We start from the raw sequence: 18,662 nt of genomic DNA on the forward strand, positions 1-18,662 counted from the left end.
GCGGTGCATCACGGTGGATCCTTGGCAAGATAAACATCATCCCCACAAACCGGATGGCATGCAGCGACGCACCGGCCCTCCCCTTGAGATCAGGCAGAAAATTCCCATGACCCACACTGGAACACTCGAAGCTGGTGCAACCCGAGAAATCTCCGACAAGGAGGCCACCAAGGTTGCCATTGGTGCCCTCATTGGCACGGCCATGGAGTGGTACGACTTCTTCCTCTTCAGCGCTGCCGCCGCGCTGGTATTCAACATCCAGTTCTTCGACAGCCAGAATGCCACGGCTGCCGCCATGGCAGCCTTCGCCACCTTCGGCGTGGGACTCGTGGCCCGCCCCATCGGCGGAATGATCTTCGGGGTCATGGGCGACAAGATCGGACGCCGCAAGACGCTCATGGTGACCATCGTCGGCATCGGCATCATCACCGGCCTGATCGGCTTGCTGCCCACCTACGCGGCCATCGGCATCGCGGCCCCGATCCTGCTGGTGCTGCTGCGCATCGCCCAGGGCCTGTTCGTCGGCGGCGAATGGTCCGGAGCCATGACCATCGTCGTGGAAAACGCACCCCTGCACCGTCGTGCCCGTTACGCGGCACTGCCGCAGATCGGCTCCCCCATTGGCACGATCCTCTCCTCGGGAGGCTTCTTCCTGATGACCGTGTTCCTGTCCCAGGAAAGCTTCGACGCCTGGGGCTGGCGCATCCCGTTCCTGGCTGCGATCCCGATGCTGCTGGTCGCACTGTACATCCGCAGCCGCCTCGATGAGTCCCCGGTATTCAAGGAATTGATGGAAAATGGCGAGACCGAAAAGGCCCCGATCCGCACCACGCTCAAGGAATCCTGGAAGCACATCATCATCGGCATGGCTGCCGGCATGCTCGGCATCGGCGGTTTCTACCTGGTCACCGCATTCGTGGTCTGGTACGGCGTCAACGTCCTGGAATACGAGCGTTCGCTGATGCTGCTTGGCGGCATCATTGCCGCCCTCGTGGAAATCCCCGTGTTGATCATTGGCGGACGCCTCGGCGAGCGCTTTGGCTCCTCCAAGGTCATCACCTATGGCGGAATCTTCTCCGCGATCATTGCCTGGCCCGCCTTCATGCTCATCGATTCGGGCAACGACGTGCTGGTCATCGCCGGCATGACCCTGGCCGTCGCGGCGCTCTCGCTGCCCTACGCCGCCTCCGGCACGGTGCTCACCGGGCTGTTCCCGGCCAAGACCCGCTACACCGGCGTCGGCTTCGCGCAGAACACCGCCGGCATGATCTCCGGGTTCATCCCGCTGGCCGCCACCGCCCTGGTCGCCGCCGCGTCCAACCACTGGTGGCCCGCCGCCGCCATGCTCATCTTCCTGTCGCTGTTCACCGCGGTTGCGGGCGTCATCGCTCCGAAGCTCAGCGTCGACCTGCCCGGCTTCAAGCACTAGCGGCCCTCCGGCACGCACCGCAGGAGCCCCAACTCCTGCGGTGCACACCGGGTGCCTCCCTCTTCTTTTTTTACGCTCGACAACAAAGGACCACGACCGCTCATGACCCTGTCAGCCGGCCACCTCATCGTCAAGACCCTCGAAGCCCACGGCGTGGAGCGCATCTATGCGGTTCCGGGTGAAAGCTACCTCGATGTGCTCGACGGGCTTCACGATTCCCCGATCCACACCGTCGTCACCCGCCACGAGGGCGGTGCCGGCTTCATGGCCCTGGCGGAGGGCCGGCTCGGCGAGAGCCCCGGCATTGCCATGGTCACCCGGGGCCCCGGTGCAGCGAACGCCATGATCGCGATCCACACCGCCTGGCAGGACGCCACCGCGATGGTGCTGTTCGTCGGGCTGATTCCGCTGGCGGACCGCGGACGGGACTCCTTCCAGGAATTCAGCCTGGAAGGTTGGTTCTCCACCACCGCCAAGGCGGTCTTTGTCCTCGATGACGAGCACCAGGCCGGCGACGTGGTGGCACGGGCCATGCGCCTGGCCTCCACCGGACGCCCCGGACCGGTCGTGGTCGGGCTGCCCGAGGACGTCCTGGTCCGCATGACCTCCTCCCCCGTGCCCGCGGTGCTTCCGTTGCCCGATGCCGCACCAAGTGCAGCCGCCCTTGAATCACTCTCCACCATGCTCGGGCGGGCGATGCAGCCGACGATCATTGTGGGCGGGGACGGCTGGGATCCGGCCACCTCGGCAAGGCTTGCCGATTTCGCCGAGGCCGCCCGCGTGCCGGTGCTGGCCGACTGGCGCGCCTATGACGCGATCGACCACGACTCCCCGGCCTACGCGGGCTGGCTGGGCTACGGCCGGGCCGAACGCACCGTGCAGGCGCTGAACGATGCCGACCTGTTGGTCTTCATCGGCTGCACCCGCGGCGATGTGCTCTCCGAGGGCTACCAAGCGGCGCTGGACACCCCGACCATCGTGGTGTCCCCCGACGCCGGGCTGACGGGCCACGCCGGACGCATCGACGCGCACCTGGGCATCGGCCCGGCGCAATTCCTTTCCGCCCTTCCCTCCGGCGACTCGCTGCGTGGCACGCGCGGTCCGGAATGGATGGAGAGGCTGCGCGCCGAACAGCTGGACTTCACGGTCCCCGGGCCAGACGGCGGCACCGGCGTGGACCTGGGCATCGCCTTCGAATCCCTCGAGGCCGCCCTTGATGCCGACCGCATCATCACCTACGGCGCGGGCAACGCCACGCTCTGGGGACACCGCTACCTGTCCCACCACGGCCCGAAGTCCCTGGCCGGACCGCGCAACGGCGCCATGGGGCTTTCGGTTCCGGCCGCCGTGGCCGCAAGCATCATGCACCCGGGCCGCCACGTCGTGGCCATCTGCGGGGACGGGGACTTCTTCATGAACGCCCAGGAACTTGCCGTCTCCTTCGCCCACGGCGGGACCCCGCTCATCGTCGTGGCGGACAACGGGATCTTCGGCACCATCGTGGACCACCAGCAACGGCACTACCCGCAGCGACCCTCGGGCACGGCGATGGAAAACCCGAACTTCGCACAGTGGATCGAATCCTTCGGCGGGCACGGCGAATTCATCGCCACCACCGCGGAATTCGCCCCGGCACTCGAACGGGCCCTGTCCAGCGGCCTGCCGGCGGTGCTGCACCTGAAGACCGACCCGGCCACCATGGGCCCGGGCACCGTCGCGCACGGATCCGTGGCAAGCGGTGCGGAGGCCCACGCATGAGGCTCGATCTGCTGGTGCGCGCCGGCACCATCCTGACCATGGACGAGGCGCGCCCCACGGCCCGCGAGATGGGGATCATCGGCGGGCGCATCGTCGGCTTCGACGAGGAACTGGCCGGATGCACCGCGGAACGCACCGAGGACTTCGGCGAGGCGACCATCACCCCCGGCTTCATCGACGCCCACTGCCACACCACCTGGTGGGGGCTGGGGCTCGCCGCCCTGGACCTCTCCGGGGCCCGCGGACTCGAGGAGCTCTACGCCCTGCTCGAAGCCGAGATGGACCGGCTGGCCGACACCCCCGTCGTGTGGCTCAACGGCACCGGCTTCAACCACAAGAACCACGGCGGCTTGTTCCCGGACATCGTGCGGCTCGATGCGATCACCGGGGACCGCCCGATGTACCTGCGCCACGTCTCGGGGCACGCCTCGATCACCAACACCGCCACCCTCGCCCTGGCCGGGGCCCTGGAACCGGGCTTCGCCGACCCCGTGGGCGGCGCCGTGGTGCGCGACGCGCAGGGTGCCCCCACCGGGCTGGTCGAGGAATCGGCCCAGGGGATCATCCAGAAGATGCTGCTGCCCTACTCGGTGGAGCAGATCGTCGGCGCCCTGGATGCCGCGACCGCCCGCTACGCCGCCGAGGGCATCACCTCCTTCACCGAGGCGGGCATCGGCGGCGGTTGGATCGGCCACTCCCCCGTGGAGGTCACCGCCTACCAAAGGGCGCTGGCCGCCGGGAAGTTGCACGCCCGCGCCCAGCTGATGCCGACGCTAGACGCGCTGCGCGAGCAGGAATCCCACCCCTCCGATGCCCACGGCACCGGCACCGGGCTGGGGCTGGACCTGGGCATCACGGCAGGGTTCGGCAACGAGCACCTTTCGCTGGGCCCGGTGAAGGTGTTCATGGACGGCTCGCTGCTGGGCGCCACCGCCGCGGTGACCGAGGACTATTGCGGGCACCTGCACAACACCGGCTACCTGCTCGACGACGCGCAGGCGTACCGGGACCGGATCGCCGCCACCTACCGCTCCGGCTGGCCCGTGGCGCTGCACGCCATCGGGGACGCGGCCATCGACCTGGCCATCGAGATCATCTCCGGGCTGCAGGAAAAGCACGGCCGCAACGCGCTGCCCAACCGCATCGAGCACTTCGGCATCGCCCGCCCCGACCAGGTCGCGGCGGTGGCCAGGCACGGCATCGCGGTGACCCCGCAGGCCTCCTTCATCGGCCCGCTCGGCGACCAGTTCGCCAAGCTCGTGGGTCCAGAGCGCGAGGGCTGGCTCTACCGGGGCCAATCGTTGCTGGCCGCCGGGGTCCTGGCCGCCGGCAGCTCGGACTTGCCGGTGGCCGACAACAACGTGCGCCGGGCCATGGCCTCGGCCGTGGACCGCAGGACCGAGAACGGCACGGTGCTCGGCGGTGCGGCGGAATGCCTGAGCCCGCTTGAGGCGCTGCGCCTCTACACCATCAACGCCGCCCAGGCCACCGGCCTGTTCGCCGACCGCGGGTCCCTGGCCCGAGGCAAGCTCGCCGATTTCGTGGTGCTCTCCGAGTCCCCGCTGCACGCCGACGACATTGCCGCGCTCGAGATCCTGGGCACCTTCGTCGGCGGCAGGTCCAGCTACTCACGCTCCGCCGCCGCGGTTCCCGCCACCGCCTGATCCCCGCCCCCACCACCTTGCAGGAGAGACCATGACCCCCGACCACAACCCCTTCCTTGCCGACTTCACCTCGATGAGCAGCCACGGCGCCACCGCCGGCGGCGGCGTGGACCGCCAGGCCGCCACCGTGGCCGACGGGCAGACCCGCAACTGGTTCCGCGGACTGGTGGAGGGCCACGGCTTCACCGTGCGCTACGACGCGGTCGGCAACCAGTATTCGATGCTCGAGCTGGTTCCCGGCGCCCCGTGGATCGCCGTGGGATCGCACCTGGATTCCCAGCCGCTGGGCGGCCGCTTCGACGGCGCCTACGGCGTGCTGGCCGGGGCGCATGCGGCCCTGCGCGTGAGGGAATCCCTGGACGGGGACCCCGGCACCGCCAGGTTCAACATCGTGGTCATCAACTGGTTCAACGAGGAGGGCTGCAGGTTCAAGCCCTCGATGATGGGCAGCTCCGTGTACACCGGCAAGCTGCCCGCCAACCAGGTGCTGGAAACCACCGACCCGGCCGGCACCACGGTGCGCGAGGCGCTCGAGGCCATCGGGACCATCGGCGACTTCGAGCTGCCCGTGGCCGCCTACGTGGAGATCCACATCGAGCAGGGCCGCTCCCTGGAGGACCGGGACCTCACCATCGGCCTGGTCGAGTCGACCTGGGGCGCGAACAAGTACGAGTTCACGGTGCACGGCGACCAGGCGCACACCGGCGCCACGGTCATCGCCGACCGCCGGGACGCGCTGCTGGGTGCCTCCGCGCTGGTGGTGGCCGCCCGCGAGATCGCCCTGGAGCACTCCACCGATGAGCACATGGTCATCACCTCCTGCGGCGAGTTCACCGTCTTCCCCAACTCCCCGGTGGTGGTGGCAAGCCGCGTGAACCTGCTGGTGGACGTGCGCTCCACGGATCCCGACGTGCTGGCCGCCGCGGATGCGGACCTGCACGCCCGCATCGCGAAGATCGAGCAGCTGGCCAACGTGCGGATCGAGCGCGGCAAGGAGCACGCCTGGGGCGCCAAGGCCTATGACCAGGCCGGGCTGGAGCTGGCGGCGCGGGCCGCCGGGTCGCTGGGCCTGAGCCACGGGGTGGTGCGCACCCTGGCGGGCCACGACTCGACGAACATGAAGGACATCGTCCCGACCATCATGCTCTTCGTGCCCAGCGTCGAAGGCATCAGCCACAACGAGCGCGAGCTGACCAGTGACGCGGACATGCTTGCCGGCGTGGACCTGCTCTCCGAGGTGCTGGCGCGCGTGGTGCGCGGCGAATTCATCTCGCCCTCCGGGAGCGTGGAGGAACCCGCCGGGGATTCATCCCTGGTGTCCTAGGAGCGACCGGCCGGCAGGGTTTCCAGCAGCTGCGCCAGCGTCATCGGCGGCACCCCGGTGATCGCCTCGATGTCCCCGCTGACCCGTTCCATGGCCCCGGAGGCAATCGAAAGGTAGGTGGACACCCAGGCATCCACCTGCCATCTCGGGGCCCGGTACGGTTCCCTCGAGGCGTAGGCCTCCTCGACGTTCTCGTCCACGTAGCTGACCGGTTCCCCGCGGGCCTCACCGAGCTGTCGGGCAACCTCGGTGAGCGACAGCGCCTCGGGGCCGGTCAACTCGTAGGTTGCCCCGGCATGGCGTTCCGGATCCTGCAGGATCGCCACGGCGGTGCGCGCGATGTCGTGCTGGGCCACCACCGCGACCCTGCCCGAACCTGCGGGCCCCCGGATGGCCCCGTCGGCTCCCACGAGCCCGGGCAGGAAGTCTGCGTAGAGGTTGTCGCGCAGGAAGGTGAAGTCCAGGCCCGAGGCCCGGATGTATTCCTCGGTGGCGAAGTGGTCCCGGGCCAGGGTGAACACCGCGTCCTGGGCGGCCCCGACAAACGAGACATACACCAGGTGGCGGACCCCGGCCTCGAGGGCCGCATCGACGAAGTCGCAATGCTGCTCCAGGCGCTCCAGCGATTCGGAGGCCGAGACCATGAACACCGTTTCGGCCCCGGCCAGCGCCGTGCGCGTGGCTGAGGTGTTCTCGTACGCGGCCTGCAACACCGTGGCGCCGTCCACTGGCGGGGCCTTGCGCGGGGTCCTGGCCAGCAGGCGCTGCTTCACGCCGGCCGCGGAAAGCCCGGCAGCGACCCGGCTGCCAAGGCTTCCAGTGGACCCGGTGACGGCCAGCGGCGGGGGAACGATGATCATGCCTCCATTCCACCACTGAATCGGCCCCCGGGTACAGCAAGCCAAGAACCGTGTCCCCATCTGGGCAAAAAGACCGCGAAGCCCATGGATTTTCGGGCCCGGCAGGACGATGCTTAGGGCATGAAAGAGTTGAACCACAGCGCCGTGTATGTCGAAGCAACACGGACGGACATCCACGACATCGTCCGCACCCTGGTCGATGCCATCGGCGCGCCCGCGGTGCAGCAGCTGGCCGGCACCCATGACGCCACCGCACCGCACCGCTGGGCCCACCCGGACAGCACGGAACCGGACACCATGACGGAGCAGCGGCTGCGCCTGGGCTACCGGGTCTGGCTGACCCTGCAGTCGCTGGAGGACCCGCAGGCGGCCGTCGACTGGCTGATGTCCCCCAACCGTGCGCTGGACGAGGAGCGGCCCATGGACTTCATTGCGCGCCTGCATGCCCAGCAGGTCGTGAACACCGCCGAGTCACTGGTCACCCACGAGGATCGCCGCTAGCGCAGCGCGGCGTCGAACCAGCCGGTGATCGTGGCCGGATGGGTGATCGCGGTGCCCACGACCACGGCAAACGCCCCGGCGTCCAGGGCCGCGCGGGCCTGGGCCGGGGTGTGGATGCGGCCCTCGGCGACCAGCGGCACCGACAGGCCCGCGGCGGCGATCGCCTCCAGCAGTTCCAGGTCCGGGCCCTGGGTCTTGGGCCGTTCCCCGGAGTAGCCCGCCAGCGTGGTCCCGACCAGGTCCGCCCCGGCCTCGGCCGCGGCCAATGCGTCCTGAAGCGACCCGCAGTCCGCCATGACCAGGGCGTGGGACTCGGCGTGGACCAGCTCGATGGTCTGCTGCAGCGACAATCCGTCCGGGCGCCCGCGGCGGGTGCCGTCCAGGGCGACGATGTGCGCCCCGGCGTGGGCCACGGCCAGCGCGTGGCGGGCCGTGGGGGTGATGAACACGCCCTCGTGCCCGTCCTTCCAGAGCCCGATCACCGGAACCTCCACGGCGCTGCGGGTGAATTGCACGTCCGCGATGCCCTGGACGCGGATGGCCGCCGCTCCCCCGATGACGGCGGAGGCGGCGACCTGCGCCATGGTGGTGGGGGTGCGCATGGGTTCGCCCGGATAGGCCTGCGCGGAGACGATCAACCGGCCGCGCAGGGCCTCGAGGTCGGCGGGGGTCAAGAGCATATCGGTTCCTTCGAATCGGTCGGGGCCAGGAAGAGTCCGGCGGCGCCGATCAGCGCCGCATCGTTGCCCAGGGCCGCGGGAAGCAGTTCCAGGTGCGCCAGCGGGTCGATGGCCTCGGCGGCGAAGCCCTCCCGCACACCATCCCACCACAGGGTTCCGGCCCCGCTCATGCCCCCGGAGAGCACGATGGCCTCCGGGTCCAGGATGTTGGCCAGCGAACCGGCGGCGATCCCGGCGGCCAGCGCCCCGGTGCGCAGCGCCTGGCGGGCCAACGCATCCCCCGCATAGGCGCGGGCGGTCAGTTCGCGGGTGTCGGGAACGGACGGATCCCCGCCCAGGCGCAGGTAGTTCCGGTGGATGCCGGGGCCCGCGGCGATGGCCTCCAGGTGGCCGGTGCGCCCGCAGGAGCAGGGCACGGACGTGGCCAGCGGGGAGGCGAAGTGCCCCATGTGCCCGCCGACGTGGTGCGCGCCGGTCTGCGGCACCCCGTGCAGCAGGTGCGAGCCGCCCACCCCGGTGCCCACGGCCAGCAGCAGCACGTTGGCCCGGCCCGCGGCGGCGCCGCACCAGGCCTCGCCCAGTCCGTGGGCGTGCACGTCGTTGACCGCGCGCACGGGCAGGTTGGTGCGGGTGTACAGCTCGGCGGCCAGGTCGGTGCCGGCCCAGCGGGCAATGGTGTCGGTGGCCGAGAGCACCCGGGCGGTTCCCGGGTCGATGACCCCGGCCGCGCCCAGGCCCAGTCCGATCAGCTGCAGGTTCGCCGCGGCTTCGGTGGCCGAGAGCTCGGCAACCAGCGTGGCCACGGTGTCGAGCACGGCGCGGGCCCCGGCGGTGGCGAGGGTCGGGGCCGAGGCGGTGGCCAGCACGGTGCCGGCGGCGTCAACCAGGCCGGCGGCGATCTTGGTGCCGCCCAGGTCGATGCCGAACGCGGCGGTGCGCCCCGGATTCCCGGGGCGCACCAATGCTGTTGCGTTGTCCATGGACGCCTAGAGCAGGCCGGTCTCGGCGAGGATCGCGGTGATCGCGGCTGCCTCGGACTCGTTCAGGTCCACCATCGGGACGCTCATCTTGTTGCAGCCGATGATCCCCTGGGCGACCAGTGCGGTCTTGAAGGCGCCCAGGCCCGCGGCGCCGCCGGAGACGCGTGCGGAGTCCGGGGTGTAGACGATGTCGAAGACGCGGGCCAGGCGGTCCTGTTCCTTGGCGGCGGTGGCGAAGTCGCCGGCCACCGCGGCGTCGAAGAGGCGGCGGTAGCCGGCCGGGTCGACGTTGCCCAGGCCCGGGACCACGCCGTGGGCGCCGCCCAGCAGCGCGCCGTCGACGACGACCTCGTGCCCGGTGAACACGGAAAAGCCCTCGATGTCCTTGGTGGCCAGCAGCAGCTGGCGGAAGGAGACGTCGTCGCCCGAGGAATCCTTGACCCCGACGATGACCCCGTCGGTGGCCAGCGCCACGGCGGTGGCCACCGACAGCTTGACGTGGGTGCGCACCGGCACGTCGTAGGCGAAGATGTCCACGCCCAGCGCGGCGTGGATGGCGCGGAAGTGCGCCTCGACCTCGGCGGCGTTGGACAGCGCGTAGTACGGGGTGGTGACGACCAGGGCGTCGGCGCCGAGGTCGACCATCTTGCGGCCTTCCTCGATGACGCGGTTGGTGGTCTGCTCGTTGGCGCCCACGACCAGCGGGACGCGTCCGGCGTTGGCGGCGGCGATGGTGGTGACCACGAGCTCGCGCTCGGTGTTGGTCAGGTACGGGACCTCGCCGGAGGAACCGAGCACGAACAGGCCGGTGACCCCTCCGGAAATGAGGTGTTCGACGACAGCCCGCAGGCCCGCCACATCGATGGCCCCCTCCGCGGTGCGCGGGGTCACGACCGGGGGGATGACGCCGGAGTACTTGGGGTTGTTAGCGAATGCCACGAGAAAATCTTTCTTTAGGGGGTGGTGCTTGGGGTGGGGAAGGTGGCGGGCGGGGGCGCGGATGTGTGGTGACGCGTTCCCGCCCGCCGGGTCTAGAGCTGCAGCAGCGTGGGGGCCGCGCCGAGCAGCGTGCGGGTGTAGGGGTCGGTCGGGTTCTCGAAGACCTGGGCCGCGGTGCCGGATTCGACGATCTTGCCCGCGTTCATCACGCAGATCCGGTCCGAGATGTAGCGCACGGTCTGGATGTCGTGGGAGATGAACACCATGCCGAGGTTCAGCGTGGCCTTCAGGTCGGTGAGCAGGTTCAGCACCTGGGCGCGCACCGAGACATCCAGCGCGCTGGTCGGCTCGTCGGCGACGATGATATCCGGGTCCAGGGCCAGGGCGCGGGCGATGGCCACGCGCTGGCGCTGGCCGCCGGAGACCTGGTTGGGCATCGCCGAGGCCGCCGAGGCCGGCAGCCCGACCACCGAGAGCAGGTCCGCGACCTTGGCCGCTCGGCTGGCGGGGGTGCCGATGCCGTGGATCTTCAGCGGGTCGGTGAGGATGTCGGAGATGCTCATGCGCGGGTTCAGCGCGGTGGAGGGGTCCTGGAAGACCACGGCCACCGAGCGGCCGAATTCCTTGCGTCCCGCGGCGTTGCGCTTGGAAGCGTCCTTGCCGCGGAAGAGCACCTGGCCGCTGGTCGGTTCCTGCAGGCCCACCAGCACCGAGGCGAGGGTGGACTTGCCGCAGCCGGATTCCCCGACGATGCCCACGGTTTCCCCGCGCGAGACGGAGAAGTCGACCCCGTTGACCGCACGGACGATGTTCGGCCTGAAGAGCTTGCCGCCGCGGGCCCGGTGGTGCACGTGGATGTCGCGCAGCTGGACGACGGGGGTGCTGGATGCGTTGCTCATCGCGATACTCCTGGGGAAACTGGTTCGTGGCTGGCCCAGAAGTGTTCCGGGTGCTCCCCGGCCGGGACGAAGTCGGTGGGACGGTTCGGATCCGCGGCGGCCCGCTGGGAGCGTTCGGCGAACCGGTCCCCCGGCGCGAACGAGTACGGGGAGGGCACCGTGCCGGGGATCTGGTGCAGGCGCGCGGCGCCGGATTCGATCGAGAGCACCGCGCCGAGCAGGCCCTGGGTGTACTCGTGCGCCGGGGCGGCGAGCACCGCCGGGACCGGGCCGGATTCGACGACCTGCCCGGCGTACATCACCGTCACGCGGTGTGCCAGCGAGGCGACCAGTGCCAGGTCGTGGCTGACGAAGACCATCGCGAAGCCCAGTGTTTCGCGCAGTTCGTTGAGCAGGTCCACGACCTGCTTCTGCACCGTGACATCCAGCGCGGTGGTCGGCTCGTCGCAGACCACGAGCTTGGGCTTGCGGCTCAAGGCCATGGCGATGAGCACGCGCTGGCGCTGCCCGCCGGAAAGCTCGTGCGGGTAGGAGCGCAGCGTGCGCACCGGGTCGAGCTTGACCAGGCGCAGCAGTTCGGCGGGGCTGGTGCGCCCGCCGCGCTTGGTGAGCTGGCGCAGCTGGTCGCCGACCAGCATCGAGGGGTTCAGCGAGGAAAGCGCATCCTGGTAGACCATCGCGATCTGCTCGCCGCGCAGGCCCCTGTAAACCTTGTCGTCCCCGGCGATGTGGTTTCCGCCGGGACCGACGGGCAGCAGTTCCTTGTCCCCGAACTTGATGGAGCCGGTGACCACGGCGGTGTCCGGCAGCAGTCCCATGATGGCCAGCGAGGTGATCGACTTGCCGCAGCCCGATTCCCCGACCAGCGCCATGGTCTCGCCCTCGCGGACGGTGAAGGAGACGTTGTCCACGATCCGGGTCTCGCCGAAGCGGGCCGGGAAGCGGATCGAGAGGTCCCTGACCTCCAGGATGGTCTTCGGTTCCCCGGTCGAGGAATCGAGCACCAGGCGGTCGGTGCGCCTGGCCTCGGTGGCCGCGAGCAGCTCGAGCTCGGCGCGCAGGCGGGCCAGCGCGGCGGTGTCGACGGCCGGCTTGGCGGCCTTGGCCGCGGCCCGCTCCGAGGTGGAGGCCGACTTCCGGGTGGACTTGGGGTTCACCAGCGCGTCGGTCATGCCCTCGGCCAGGATGTTCAGCGCCAGCACCGTGAGCAGGATGGTCACGCCGGCAAAGGTGGTGGCCCACCAGGCACCGTTGAGCACCAGGGTGCGGCCGTAGGAGATCACGTTGCCCCAGCTGGGCGCCGGGTCCTGGATGCCCGCGCCCAGGAAGGACAGCGAGGCCTCGAGGATGATGGCGTCGGCGACCATGATGGTGGCGAAGACCAGCACCGGAGCGGCGCAGTTGCGCAGCACGTGGGTGCCCAGGATGTAGAAGCGGCCGGCGCCGATGACGCGTTCGGCGCGCACGTAGTCCTCGCCCCATTGGGCCAGCACGTTGGCGCGGACCACGCGGGCGATCTGCGGGGTGTAGATGATCGCGATCGACAGGATGATCACCGGCAGCGAGTTGCCCAGCGAGGCCAGCAGCGCGGCGGCCAGGGCAATGCCCGGGAAGGCCATGAGCATGTCCATGATGCGCATGATGGTCTCGTTGGCCCACTTGGCGCTGGTGGCGGCAAGCGCGCCGAGCAGCCCGCCCATCACCAGGGCCAGGGCCACCGAGCCCAGGCCGACCAGCAGCGAGGCCTGGGCGCCGAAGAGCAGGCGCGAGAGGATGTCGCGGCCCAGCCGGTCGGTGCCGAAGGGATTTTCGCCGCTGGGGCCCTGGGCGGGGATGCCGGAGGCGAGCGGGTCCTGCGGGGCCAGCATGGGTGCAAGGAGCGCCGCGAGGGCGACCAGCACCAGGAAGGCCAGGGAAATCTTGGAGCCCAGCGGCAGCGCGGTGAAGCGCGTGCCGCCGGCGCTCAGGCGGGCAACAAGTCCGTTGCGGGGGGCGAGGAGAGCCATGAAGTTACACCGTCCTGATGCGCGGGTTGATGAGCAGGTAGAGCAGGTCCACGGCGATGTTGACCAGCACGAAGGTGACCGCGATGGCCAGCACCACGCCCTGGACCAGGTTCACGTCGGAGTTGGTGATGCCGTTCATGATCAGTTGGCCCATGCCGGGCAGCGAGAAGATCATCTCGATCACCACGGCGCCGCCGAGCAGGTACCCGATGCGCAGGCCCAGCACGGTGACCGGGGTGACCAGCGCGTTGCGCAGCACGTTGCGGGTCAGCACCTCGCCGCGCGGCACGCCGTTGCCGATGGCCGTGCGGACGTAGTCCTTGTCCAGTTCCTCGACCATCGAGGTGCGCACCACGCGGATCAGCGAGGCGGAGACCGGGATGGCCAGCGCGAGTGCGGGAAGGGTCATGTGGGCCAGCCAGCCGCCGAGCCCGGTGCCCGCGGCGGCCGCGCCGCCGGAGGGGAAGAGCGGGTTGGCGCCCAGGGCGAGCCACTGGATCAACAGGATGCCCAGCCAGAAGGACGGGGTGGCGATCGCGGCAATCGAGAAGACGCGGACCAGCTGGTCGGGCCAGCGGTCGCGGTAGAGGGCGCCGAGCACGCCGAAGAGAAGGGAAAGAACCACGGCGATCACCACGCCGAAGAAGGTCAGCTGCAGGGTCAGCGGGAACGCGTTGGCGATCATTTCGCCGACCGGGCGGGCCGGCGGGGTGGTGGTGCCGAAGTCCAGGCGGATCAGCCGGGCCAGGAAGGAGACGTACTGGATGACCAGCGGGTCGTTGAGCCCGCGCTCCTCGCGGTAGGCGTCCTTGGCCGCCGCGCTGGCGCCTTCGCCCAGGGCGGAGGTGGCCTCGTCACCGGGTGCAAGTTTAAGGATGATGAAGACCAGGAAGGTGACTCCCAGGATCATCAGGGGCAGGGCGGCGAGGCGGCGTAGCAGCAGCCGTAGGAGGGTTCCCACGCAAGAACTCCGATGGGTAGGCAATGAGTTGGCAAGGGGTGTTGCAGGAGGGGGGCGGTTGCGCCGCCGACTTGGGAGAATCGGCGGCGCAACCGGAACAATCGAGGGCTAGGCCTTGGGGGCCACGCCGACGAAGGAGATGCCGGTGGTCGGAAGCGGCTTGAAGCCCTCGAGCTTCTTCTCGTCCCAGGCGGTCGGCAGCTGGCGGTGCAGCACCGGGTACAGCGGGACCTGGTCGGAGAGCAGGTTGATGGCCTCGGTCCAGGCCTTGACGGCACCGGCCTCGTCCTTGGACTTCACTGCCGCATCGAGCATGCCCTGCAGCGCCTTGTATTCGGCGGCCTTGGACCAGCGGAAGCGTTTGGTCGGCCAGACATCGCCGCGGTAGAACCAGCTCAGCAGCAGATCCAGGTCGTTGCCGAAGACCGAGGGGTCGCCCGGGGCGGCCACGATGGTGAACTTTCCGGTGTCGACGCGCTCGGTGTACAGGGCACCGGACTGCAGGTTCTGCATGGTGACCTTGACGCCCGGGAGCTTGTTCCAGGATTCGAGCAGCAGCGGGGCGATGTCCTTGACCCAGGAGGTGTCGGTGGTCAGCAACTCGATCTCGAGGTTGGTGACGCCGGCTTCCTTGAGCAGGGCCTCGGCCTTGGCGGCGTCGTAGCCGTAGACGTTGGCGGCCTTGACGTACTGCGGGTGGGTTTCCTGCACGTAGGAGGTGGCCGGCTTGGCGTTGCCCAGCAATGCGCGGTCGATGATGGTCTGCGTGTCGGTGGCGTAGTGGAATGCCTGGCGCACGCGCTTGTCGGCGAACGGGCCGGACTCGCAGTTGAACATCAGGAAGAGCAGGCCGAAGGACTGCACGGATTCGACATTCGTCTTGGACTTGAGGCGGTCGACGTCCAGGTACGGGACGTCCTCGATGGCCGCGACGCGGCCGGATTCGGCGGCGGTGACGCGGGCTGCGGCGTCCGAGAGCAGGTACCAGGTCATGGTGTCCGCCTTGGCCGCGTAGGCGCCGTTGTAGTCGGCGAACTTCTCGAAGACGATCTTGTCGTCCTTGGTGGCGGAGACCAGCTTGTACGGGCCCGAGCCGACCGGGGCTGCGTCGAATGCCGCCTGGTCCGCGGAGGCAACCTTCTTCAGAACGATCTTGACCACGGAGATGCGGGTGGCGAAGAGCGGGAAGGCGTAGTTCAGGGTGAACACGACGGTGTCTTCGCCCTTGGCCTTGACGGACTTGATGAACGGGACGAACTGTGCGAACAGCGAGGCGTTCTTGGTGTCGGTGACTCGATCGAAGGAGTAGACGACGTCCTCCACGGTGACCGGGTCGCCGTTGTGGAACTTGGCGCCGGAGCGAAGCTTGACTTCCCAGCTGGTGTCGGTCAGCTGCTTCGGGTCGGCGGCGGCCAGCGCCAGGTACGGCTCGCGGGTTGCCGGGTGCAGGTCGACCAGCCCCTCGAAGATGTGCATGTTGGCGGCGAACGGGGTGGCGCCGGAGGAAGTCATCGGGTCGAAACCGGTGGACAGGGCGTAGGAAATGCCGGCTTCCAGGTGGGTGGCGGCACCCGTGGCGGCGGCGCTGCCGCCGGTTGCGGTCCCTGGGCTCGAGCAGGCCGCAACCGTTGCCGAGAAGGCAGCTGCTGCACCAAGCATGCCGGTCATCTTGAGAAATTCACGACGGCCACGGGGCTTGCTGGCCAAATCCTTGATGGTCATATCTAATCTCTTTCATTTCCAAGACGGTGAAAGTCGGACGTAGGACGTCCTATGCTGTGAGATAGACTGTAAGCGCCATCACCACCACACGTCAACCGCGTCACATTGGAAACCTTGCATCATCATTGATTCAGCAGGGAATCTTCACCGCCCATCCGAAAGGGGAATCAGCCGCTCATGATCGTCTCGCGACCACCTCGTCTCGATGCCCACGCCAGGCTGCGTGCGCTCACCTCCGACATCACCGACCTGATCCTGGACCGCGGCCTATTGCCGGGAGATGCCATGCCCACCGAGCAGGAGCTCATGGCGGAACTGGGCGTGGGGCGCAACACCCTGCGCGAGGCCATCAAGGTCCTGCAGGCCCTGGGCGTGGTGGAAATCCGCCACGGCTTCGGCATGTTCGTGGCCGAGGAGAACCTCGTGGCCCTGTCCGACTCGCTGACCTTCCGCGGGCAGATGTCGCTGCGCCACAAGGGGCACGAGGCCAATGAGCTCGTGGACGTGCGCCAGGCGCTCGAGGCCGGGCTCGTGGGGACGGCCATGTCGGCGATCACCGAGCACCACCTGGCCGAACTCGAAGCCACCGTGGTGGACATGGAGCGGCTCGCAGCCGAAGGCCACAGCTTCATCGACGCCGACAGGAATTTCCACCGGATCCTGTTCGAGCCGCTGAACAACCAACTGCTGAGCAACCTCCTGGGCGTCTTCTGGGATGTGTACCGCACCATCCACCAGAGCATCGATGCCAAGGACAGCACCCGCGCGCATCTTGCCGAAACCGCGCATTCGCACCGCGAACTTTTCGAGGCAGTGAAGTCCGGCGACAAGCCGCTGGCCAGCTCGCTGCTCGCCTGCCACTTCGACGGGATCCGCGGCCAGCTCGCGGACTTCAACGCCCCGGCCGGCTAGCCCCAGAGGTGCGGCGCCGGCCTTCGGGCGCCGGGCAACGCGGTGTCCTCGCGCCAGCGCGCCACCCAATCGGGCAGCACCAGGTCCGCTGGAACTTCCAGCCCCACCGCGGCGAGGATCTCTTCGTTGGACACCGGGCCCTTCCTGGAGAGCAACCGGGTGGCCATCGTTGCGTGCACGTAGATCTCACCGTCCGCGACCATCCGCTGCTCAAAGTAGATGCACTTGTCGTCCATGCCCAGGATGCGGGTTTCCTGCGTGAACTTCTGGTTGAAGATCACGGACTTGCGGAAGGAAATGGTCTCGGCCTGGACCACCGGGGTCCACTTGTTCTTCTTCATCACGTTCCACACCCCGGCGCGGACCATGAGATCGAACCGGCCAAGGTCGAAGAGCGAGAAGTACATGCCGTTGTTGATGTGTCCGGCCACGTCGATGTCGGTGAGCAGCGCCCGCATCGGCACCGACGAGGTGTCGAACATGGACAGCTTGGGGCGCTTGCCGGCAGTGGCAAGCAGGATCAGGAGGCGAAAGAGAGCATGCATGAACCCCATCCTACTCATGGGTAACTTACCTGTCGCCCATTTTGTCGCGCGCTAGTGATTGACTTATATCAATGAGTTGATTCAAGATGGAACCCGGACACCACCGTGCTTCCGGACATCGCATCCATCTTCAGGACCCCCACCATGGCCCCGCGCGCGCTTCGACCCTTCGCCCATCGCGATTACCGCATCCTGCTCATTGCCATGGCCATCAGCGTCTTTGCCCATGGAATGTGGGCCGTGGCCATGGTCTACCAGGTCAAGCACCTGGGCGGCGGCCCGGCCCAGCTTTCGGTGGTGGCCACCGCAACCTCGCTCGGCCTGCTTGGCTTCGTGCTCATTGGTGGCATCACTGCGGACCGGGTCAGCTGCCGGAAAATCATCATCGCCGTCGAGGCCGTCTCGCTCTCGGTGATGAGCACCCTGTCGGTCCTGGCACTCACCGGTTCCATCCAGCTCTGGCACCTCGCCGTGGCAGGTTTCATCCAGGGCGCCGGTGCCGCATTCTTCTTCCCCGCATACTCGGCTCTGCTTCCCCGGATCCTGCCGGCCGAGGACCTATTGGCCGCAAACGGCATGGAGGGAATGTTTCGCCCGGTGCTGCAGCAGGCCGCGGGTCCCGCCATCGCCGGCGTGCTCGTCGCATCCTTTGCGCCCTCGATGGCTATTGTCGGAATTGCCGCCTGCCACCTGGTGGCCTTCGTGGTGTTGAACCTTCTTGGCCACCACCGCGCCTACGACGCGCACCTGGAACCAGACCAGAAGCGCCCCAGCGTCCTGGCCGACCTCCGCGAGGCGGTCAGCTACACGCTGGGCACCCCGTGGCTGCTGTGGACCCTGTTGTTTGCCGTTGTCGCCGTGCTCAGTTTCATTGGCCCGATCGAGGTTCTGCTGCCCTTCGTGGTGGAGGACCAGCTCAACGGCAATGCAAAGACCTTCGGCTTCATGCTGGCGGCATTCGGCATCGGCAGTGCGCTGGGCTCGATGGTCACCGCATCGCTTCCCCTGCCGCGGCGCTACCTGACCTTCATGATGGCGTTCTGGGCCTTTGGCACGATCCCTTTGGCGTTCATCGGGTTGACCCGCTCCCCATGGCAGCTGGCCGCGCTGTTGGTCGTCGTGGGAATCACCGGAGGACTCGGGCAGGTCATCTGGGGAACGCTGTTGCAGCGCCGGGTGCCGACCCACATGCTCGGGCGGGTGTCCTCGTTGGACTTCTTCGTCTCGCTGGCTCTCATGCCCGTGTCGATGGCGCTTGCCGGCCCGCTGGGCGCAATCATGCCGCTGTGGATCATCTTCGTGGTGGCGGGTGTGGCTTCACCGGTGATCGGCGTCCTGGCTTGGTTTGCAGGGCGCATGTACCGGGACGAGATCGATCATCCGCTCGACCGGGCGGATGCTCCGCAGCAGGCCGATGCCTGAGTTGTCCCGGGCCGTGTTCCGCAACATGGCCCGGGACAACAGACGGGCCCCGGATGGTGT

16 protein-coding genes are annotated in these 18,662 nt (G+C 68.6%); 7 read left to right on the top strand and 9 right to left on the bottom strand.

Annotated features, from left to right (window positions below; translation table 11 throughout):
• The first annotated feature begins 106 nt into the window (after positions 1-106).
• From BLJ79_RS06655 to BLJ79_RS06670, 4 genes are all read left to right on the top strand, one after another.
• Positions 107-1,429 carry an MFS transporter gene (locus tag BLJ79_RS06655; protein WP_071213949.1) on the top strand — a complete coding sequence of 441 codons (1,323 nt, stop codon included), beginning with the start codon at positions 107-109 and terminating at the stop codon, positions 1,427-1,429.
• Positions 1,430-1,531: 102 nt separating this feature from the next.
• Positions 1,532-3,187, top strand: a complete 1,656-nt coding sequence (locus BLJ79_RS06660) for a thiamine pyrophosphate-dependent enzyme (RefSeq protein WP_071213950.1) — start codon at positions 1,532-1,534, stop codon at positions 3,185-3,187.
• Positions 3,184-4,851, top strand: coding sequence for an amidohydrolase (locus BLJ79_RS06665; RefSeq protein WP_071213951.1), 1,668 nt, complete (start codon positions 3,184-3,186; stop codon positions 4,849-4,851). The genes BLJ79_RS06660 and BLJ79_RS06665 overlap by 4 nt, the downstream gene beginning before the upstream one ends.
• Positions 4,852-4,882: 31 nt before the next feature.
• The gene (locus BLJ79_RS06670) at positions 4,883-6,175 is read left to right on the top strand and encodes a M20 family metallo-hydrolase (protein WP_071213952.1); all 1,293 of its coding nucleotides are present in this window, start codon (positions 4,883-4,885) and stop codon (positions 6,173-6,175) included.
• Here the strand turns inward: BLJ79_RS06670 and BLJ79_RS06675 are convergent.
• A complete protein-coding gene (locus BLJ79_RS06675) occupies positions 6,172-7,035 on the bottom strand; it encodes an SDR family oxidoreductase (RefSeq protein ID WP_071213953.1) in 864 nt (287 codons plus the stop codon). The two genes, BLJ79_RS06670 and BLJ79_RS06675, sit on opposite strands and share 4 nt — an antisense overlap.
• 120 nt (positions 7,036-7,155) lie before the next feature.
• Here BLJ79_RS06675 and BLJ79_RS06680 point away from each other — a divergent pair, with 120 nt between their 5' ends.
• Complete coding sequence (locus tag BLJ79_RS06680; RefSeq protein WP_071213954.1) at positions 7,156-7,536, top strand: MbcA/ParS/Xre antitoxin family protein; 381 nt, start codon at positions 7,156-7,158, stop codon at positions 7,534-7,536.
• Here BLJ79_RS06680 and BLJ79_RS06685 read toward each other — a convergent pair.
• The 7 genes from BLJ79_RS06685 to BLJ79_RS06715 form a co-directional block, all read right to left on the bottom strand.
• Entirely contained in the window at positions 7,533-8,216 is a 684-nt protein-coding gene (locus BLJ79_RS06685; RefSeq protein WP_071213955.1) for an N-acetylmannosamine-6-phosphate 2-epimerase, read from the bottom strand. The two genes, BLJ79_RS06680 and BLJ79_RS06685, sit on opposite strands and share 4 nt — an antisense overlap.
• Positions 8,207-9,196, bottom strand: coding sequence for an ROK family protein (locus BLJ79_RS06690; RefSeq protein WP_071213956.1), 990 nt, complete (start codon positions 9,194-9,196; stop codon positions 8,207-8,209). Before BLJ79_RS06690 ends, BLJ79_RS06685 begins: the two co-directional genes overlap by 10 nt.
• Positions 9,197-9,202: 6 nt before the next feature.
• Positions 9,203-10,135, bottom strand: coding sequence for a dihydrodipicolinate synthase family protein (locus BLJ79_RS06695; RefSeq protein ID WP_071213957.1), 933 nt, complete (start codon positions 10,133-10,135; stop codon positions 9,203-9,205).
• A 92-nt stretch (positions 10,136-10,227) separates the two neighbouring features.
• Entirely contained in the window at positions 10,228-11,034 is an 807-nt protein-coding gene (locus tag BLJ79_RS06700; RefSeq protein ID WP_071213958.1) for an ATP-binding cassette domain-containing protein, read from the bottom strand.
• Positions 11,031-13,040 (bottom strand): dipeptide/oligopeptide/nickel ABC transporter permease/ATP-binding protein, encoded by a 2,010-nt coding sequence (locus BLJ79_RS06705; protein ID WP_071213960.1) that lies wholly within the window; start codon positions 13,038-13,040, stop codon positions 11,031-11,033. Before BLJ79_RS06705 ends, BLJ79_RS06700 begins: the two co-directional genes overlap by 4 nt.
• Before the next feature lie 4 nt (positions 13,041-13,044).
• Positions 13,045-14,001, bottom strand: coding sequence for an ABC transporter permease (locus BLJ79_RS06710; protein ID WP_139194758.1), 957 nt, complete (start codon positions 13,999-14,001; stop codon positions 13,045-13,047).
• 108 nt (positions 14,002-14,109) lie between these two features.
• The gene (locus BLJ79_RS06715) at positions 14,110-15,723 is read right to left on the bottom strand and encodes an ABC transporter substrate-binding protein (RefSeq protein ID WP_071213961.1); all 1,614 of its coding nucleotides are present in this window, start codon (positions 15,721-15,723) and stop codon (positions 14,110-14,112) included.
• A gap of 177 nt (positions 15,724-15,900) precedes the next feature.
• Between BLJ79_RS06715 and BLJ79_RS06720 the strand changes: the two genes are divergently transcribed.
• Positions 15,901-16,635 (top strand): FadR/GntR family transcriptional regulator, encoded by a 735-nt coding sequence (locus tag BLJ79_RS06720; protein WP_071213962.1) that lies wholly within the window; start codon positions 15,901-15,903, stop codon positions 16,633-16,635.
• On the opposite strand, the gene BLJ79_RS06725 is transcribed toward BLJ79_RS06720, so the two are convergent.
• On the bottom strand, positions 16,632-17,180 hold the full coding sequence (locus BLJ79_RS06725; RefSeq protein ID WP_071214475.1) for an acyl-CoA thioesterase: 549 nt from the start codon (positions 17,178-17,180) through the stop codon (positions 16,632-16,634). The genes BLJ79_RS06720 and BLJ79_RS06725 overlap by 4 nt on opposite strands.
• A gap of 144 nt (positions 17,181-17,324) precedes the next feature.
• Here BLJ79_RS06725 and BLJ79_RS06730 point away from each other — a divergent pair, with 144 nt between their 5' ends.
• Positions 17,325-18,602, top strand: coding sequence for an MFS transporter (locus BLJ79_RS06730; protein ID WP_071214476.1), 1,278 nt, complete (start codon positions 17,325-17,327; stop codon positions 18,600-18,602).
• The last annotated feature ends 60 nt before the right edge of the window (positions 18,603-18,662 follow it).

Origin of the sequence: Arthrobacter sp. UCD-GKA (assembly GCF_001863355.1) — a bacterium.
Classification (GTDB): Bacteria; Actinomycetota; Actinomycetes; order Actinomycetales; family Micrococcaceae; genus Paeniglutamicibacter.